The organism is Pseudomonas sp. GW821-FHT02H06, from assembly GCF_059421525.1.
In genome coordinates this window covers 1-5079 of sequence record NZ_JBWKVD010000038.1, presented here as the reverse complement: position 1 = coordinate 5079, position 5079 = coordinate 1, and the positions used below count along the sequence as shown (strand labels likewise).

The window sequence follows — 5079 nt, the reverse complement described above, 5'->3', positions numbered from 1 at the left end:
TGACGGCGCTCTCGCCGCATCCATGCGGCTCGACCCACTCCGCGAAACCTCCGTTCAGCCTGCACCCAAGTCGCGATAGGTGTCGTCCGGGCGTTATGTGTTTGAAGATCAGGATCAAAAGCAGATCAACAGCTTCCCGGCTGAAGCCGGTCCTACAGAACACCGCGTGCTTTTAGTGGGACCGGCTTTAGCCGGGAAGCTTTTGCTGTTGCTGTTGCTGTTGCTGTTGCTGTTGATCTTCTACGCGGTAGTCCAGACACCACAAATCGCGACTTGGGTGCAGGCCGAACGTAGACGACGCGGAGTGGGCCGAGCGGCATGGATGCCGCGAGAGCGCCGTCAGGACAGGGATGTCCGTTCGGCTCGGGCCCACGGAGCGTCGTCTGCGTGAGGGAACCCTGACGAAGGAAGGGCCCAACCGAGAGCAGGCACTTTTGCTTACTTTTGGTGCTTTTCAAAAGTAAGTCGCCGAAGGCGAAATGTCTGCCGTTAGGCAGACTCTCTCAGCCGCACCACTAACTCAGGCTCGACGCAAAAGCCTCAAGGCGCTATCGCGCCGTCAACAAGCACCTGCGCCTCAGCCACCAGACGCTTCAGATGCTCCTCGCCCTTGAAGCTCTCGGCATAGATCTTGTAGATATCCTCAGTCCCCGACGGCCGGGCAGCGAACCAGCCGTTCTCGGTAATGACCTTCAAGCCACCAATCGCCTGATCATTGCCCGGCGCCTTGCTCAGGATGCTCTCAATCTTCTCACCCGCCAGCTCAGTGGACGTGACCTGCTCCGGCGACAGCTTGCTCAACAGCGCCTTCTGCTCGAAGTTGGCCTTTGCCTCGACGCGGGTCGACACTGGTTCGCCCAGCTCATCGGTCAACGCCTTGTACATCTCGCTCGGGTCACGGCCTTTGCGCGCGCGGATTTCCGCGGCCAGCAATGCCGGAATCAAACCATCCTTGTCCGTCGTCCAGACCGTCCCGTCGCGACGCAGGAACGACGCACCGGCACTCTCCTCACCGCCAAAGCCCAACGAACCCTCGTACAACCCTTCGGCGAAGAACTTGAAGCCCACTGGCACTTCGTAGAGGCGGCGGCCCAGACGTTGGGTCACGCGATCGATCATCCCGCTGCTGACCACAGTCTTGCCGACGGCCGCATCGGCGCGCCAGTCGGGACGGTTCTGAAACAGGTAATCGATCGACACCGCCAGGTAATTGTTCGGCGCCAGCAGGCCGCCGGTCGGCGTCACGATGCCGTGACGGTCGTGGTCCGGGTCGCAGGCGAAGGCCACCTGGAAGCGGTCTTTCAGACCGATCAGGCTCTGCATCGCGAAATTGGACGACGGGTCCATGCGGATCTTGCCGTCCCAGTCCACGCTCATGAAGCGGAAGGTCGGATCGACGAACTTGTTTACCACTTCCAGATTCAGGCCGTAGTGCTCACCAATCGCCGACCAGTAACGCACGCCCGCCCCGCCCAGCGGGTCAACGCCCAGGTGCAGGTTGGCGCCACGAATGGCGTCCATGTCGATGACGTTTTTCAGGTCAGCCACGTACGTGTTGATGTAGTCATGGCGATGGGTGGTGTCGGCGCGCAGGGCTTTTTCGTGGGTGATGCGCTGGACGTTGACGATGCGCTCGGCGAGCAATTCGTTGGCTTTGTTCTCGATCCACTTGGTGATGTGCGAGTCAGCCGGGCCGCCGTTGGTGGGGTTGTACTTGAAACCGCCACTTTCCGGCGGATTGTGCGAAGGCGTAATGACGATGCCGTCGGCCAGACCGGTCGTGCGCCCGCGGTTGTAGCAGATGATGGCGTGGGAGATCGCCGGCGTCGGGGTGTATTCGTCACCCTCGGAGATCATCACGTTGACGCCGTTGGCCGCCAGCACTTCCAGCGCCGAAGCGGCCGCGGGGGTCGATAGCGCGTGGGTGTCGGCGCCGAGGAACAGCGGGCCGTCGATGCCGTTGGCCTGGCGGTACAGGCAGATCGCCTGACTGATGGCCAGCACGTGCCACTCGTTGAAGCTCAATTCGAAAGAACTGCCGCGGTGCCCGGAAGTACCGAAGGCAACACGCTGGGTCGCCACCGACGCGTCGGGCCGGCCGGTGTAATAGGCCGTCACCAGACGAGGAAGATCGACCAGCAATTCTGCGGGCGCCAGTTTGCCCGCGAATGGACTGATACTCATGCGAAACCTCCGTGGATGAAAAATAGGGAAATGACAAAAAGAAAAAGTCCCGACCAGGCGGGAAACGCCCTGAAACGCCGCCTGAAATGCCAGTGACGCGGCAGTTTACTGGCAGTTGGACCGTGGCGCTCGGCTATCGATCCGTAACGCCTTGAGACAATTAGCTGCCCCCCATCATAGCTGCCACCACGCCGGTAACAGTTGCTGGATCTTGCGCTCGGCGAAGCGATCATCGATCAGCACCACCACACCGCGATCATCCAGACCCCGAATCACCCGGCCGGCGGCCTGCACCACTTTCTGCATGCCGGGGTACAAATAGGTGTAGTCGTAACCGGCGCCGAACAACAGGCTCATGCGCTGTTTAAGTTGCTCGTTGACAGGGTTGATCTGCGCCAGGCCCAAGGTGGCGATGAAGGCACCGATCAACCGAGCCCCCGGCAGGTCGATGCCCTCGCCGAACGCCCCGCCCAGCACCGCAAAACCGATGCCCTGACTGGCCGGGGTAAAGCGATCGAGAAAGGCCTGCCGTTCGGCCTCGGCCATGCCCCGGGATTGTTTCCAGACAGGAACAGCCGGGTGGCTGCGCTCCATCAACTCGGCGACTTGCTGGAGGTAATCGAAGCTGCTGAAGAACGCCAGATAGTTGCCCGGCCGCGCTTCGAACTGCCGCGCCATCAGCTCGACGATGGGCGCCAGTGAGGCCTGCCGATGGGTGTAGCGGGTGGAAATGCGGCTGACTATTTCCACGTCCAGTTGCGACCGTTGAAAGGGCGACTCGACGTCGACCCAGGCGGTGGTGTCGGGCAGGCCCAGCAAGTCGCGGTAGAAATGCCGTGGATTGAGGGTCGCGGAAAACAGCACCGCACTGATCGCGGCGGTCAGGCGCGGACGCACAAACCCCGCCGGGACGACATTGCGCAGGCACAGCCGGGAAAGCGACTTGCTGCCCAGTTCACGCTTGCTGATGTCGAACAGGAAATGCTCGTCGAACAACTCGGCAATGCGACCGAACTGGATCGCCTCAAAGTAGAAACTCTGCAGCTCGCCGTTGGCCGCATGGGGGTGCTCGTTGAAGTAGTCGCCAAACGCGGTGATGCAAAGGTTGAGACTGTTGAGAAACTTGGCCGGCGTGGCGGCGTAGGCCTGGTAAGGGGCGACTTGTTCCTTGTGCAGGGCATTCCAGTCGCGGTTGAGCCGCTGCAAGGCTTTTTTCACCGGCTCCGGCGCGCTCTGCCGCACCTGATTCATGCTGTGCTGATCGAGGGTCGCGCTGTACATCGACCGCGCTCGCTCGACCATGTTGTGCGCCTCGTCCACCAGCACCGCGACCCTCCACTGATTGAACTGGCTGAGCCCGAACAGCATGCCGCTGAGGTCGAAATAATAGTTGTAGTCGGCGATCACCACGTCCGACCAGCGCGCCAGCTCTTGGCTCAGGTAATACGGGCAGACCTGATGGCCCAGCGCGACCTCACGCACGCCGGCCTGATCGAGCCACGGCCTGATCATCGCCTCGCTGCGCGCCGCCGGCAGCCGGTCGTAAAAACCTTTGGCGAGCGGGCATGAGTCCCCGTTGCATGCTTTGTCCGGGTATTCGCAAGCCTTGTCCCGGGCGACCATTTCCAGCACGCGCAGGCTCAGCTCCGGCGCGCTTCGACCAATCACACTCAGGGCATCCAGCGCCAGCTTGCGTCCCGGGGTCTTGGCGGTCAGGAAAAACACCTTGTCCAGCTTGCGCGTCGGCGCGGCTTTGAGCATCGGGAACACCGTGCCGATGGTCTTGCCAATGCCGGTGGGCGCCTGGGCCATCAAACAGCGCCCGGTGCTGACCGCCTTGTACACCGACTCGGCCAACGCCCGCTGCCCGGTGCGGAAATCGGCGTGGGGAAACTTCAGAGCGCCGAGCCCATGGTCGCGGGCGCCGCGATGGGCCAGCTCCTGCCGCGCCCACTGCAGGAAGATTCCCGCCTGGGCCTCGAAAAACCCCTGTAACTCGGCCGCCGTGAAGCGCTGCTGAATGAGGGTTTCCTGCTCACTGATGATGTTGAAATACACCAGCGCCAGATTGACCTCGGCCAGCTGCAACTGCTGGCACAGCAGCCAGCCATAGACCTTCGCCTGGGCCCAGTGCAGCTGCCGGTGGTTGGCGGGCAGACTGCTCAGGTCGCCGCGGTAGGTCTTGATCTCCTCGAGCTGGTTCAGCGCGGCATCGTAGCCATCCGCCCTGCCCCGAATCCTCAGCTCATGAAACACCCCGCTCAACGCCACCTCAGCCTGATACTGCGGCCCCCGCCGTGCTGCCACCGTCCGATGCCCGGCAATCCCTTCCTGCGCCGTGGGCGACGGCGTAAACCGCAAATCCAGATCCCCCGCCTTCGCCGTAAACTCACACAACTCCCGCACCGCCACCCGGTAACCCGTTTCCGGATCGCCAGCCGCCACCGCCACAGGCTCGACAGGAGCTGCGCAGGTATCGGGGGAAAGAGCGGAAATGGAAGTCACTGAAAAGGCTGGCCGTCGATCGGAACACTGGACGGACGTACAGATAACAGCTCAACGCCATCGAGGCAAACGGAAATGGATTGGCGGACAGATTTCGGCGCAGAGCGCCAGGGGATGCATACCCACGCAGAGCGTGGGGACGATCAACGGGTGCAGTCTGAAGCTGGTTTTAACAATCATAAGTGATGGCGCACCTACCGGCCTCTTCCCGGCTGAAGCCGGTCCTACCAGGGAAGCTTTTGATCTGCTCTTGATCTTCATACGCAAAGATCCCAGACGCCACCAATCGCGACATTGGTGCAGGCTGAACGCAGGTCTCGCTCCGTGGGCCGAGCGGCATGGATGCCGCGAGAGCCGCCCCCCGCCATGGATGGCGGATGGCGGCGGGCC

2 protein-coding genes are annotated in these 5079 nt (G+C 62.2%); both read right to left on the bottom strand.

Going from position 1 to position 5079, the window contains the following annotated elements:
- Window positions 1-540: 540 nt before the first annotated feature.
- Window positions 541-2184 carry a phosphoglucomutase (alpha-D-glucose-1,6-bisphosphate-dependent) gene (pgm, locus tag AC07VF_RS26445; RefSeq protein WP_495010128.1) on the bottom strand — a complete coding sequence of 548 codons (1644 nt, stop codon included), beginning with the start codon at window positions 2182-2184 and terminating at the stop codon, window positions 541-543.
- Window positions 2185-2358: 174 nt separating this feature from the next.
- Entirely contained in the window at window positions 2359-4629 is a 2271-nt protein-coding gene (locus AC07VF_RS26440) for an ATP-dependent DNA helicase (protein WP_495010129.1), read from the bottom strand.
- Window positions 4630-5079: the final 450 nt, after the last annotated feature.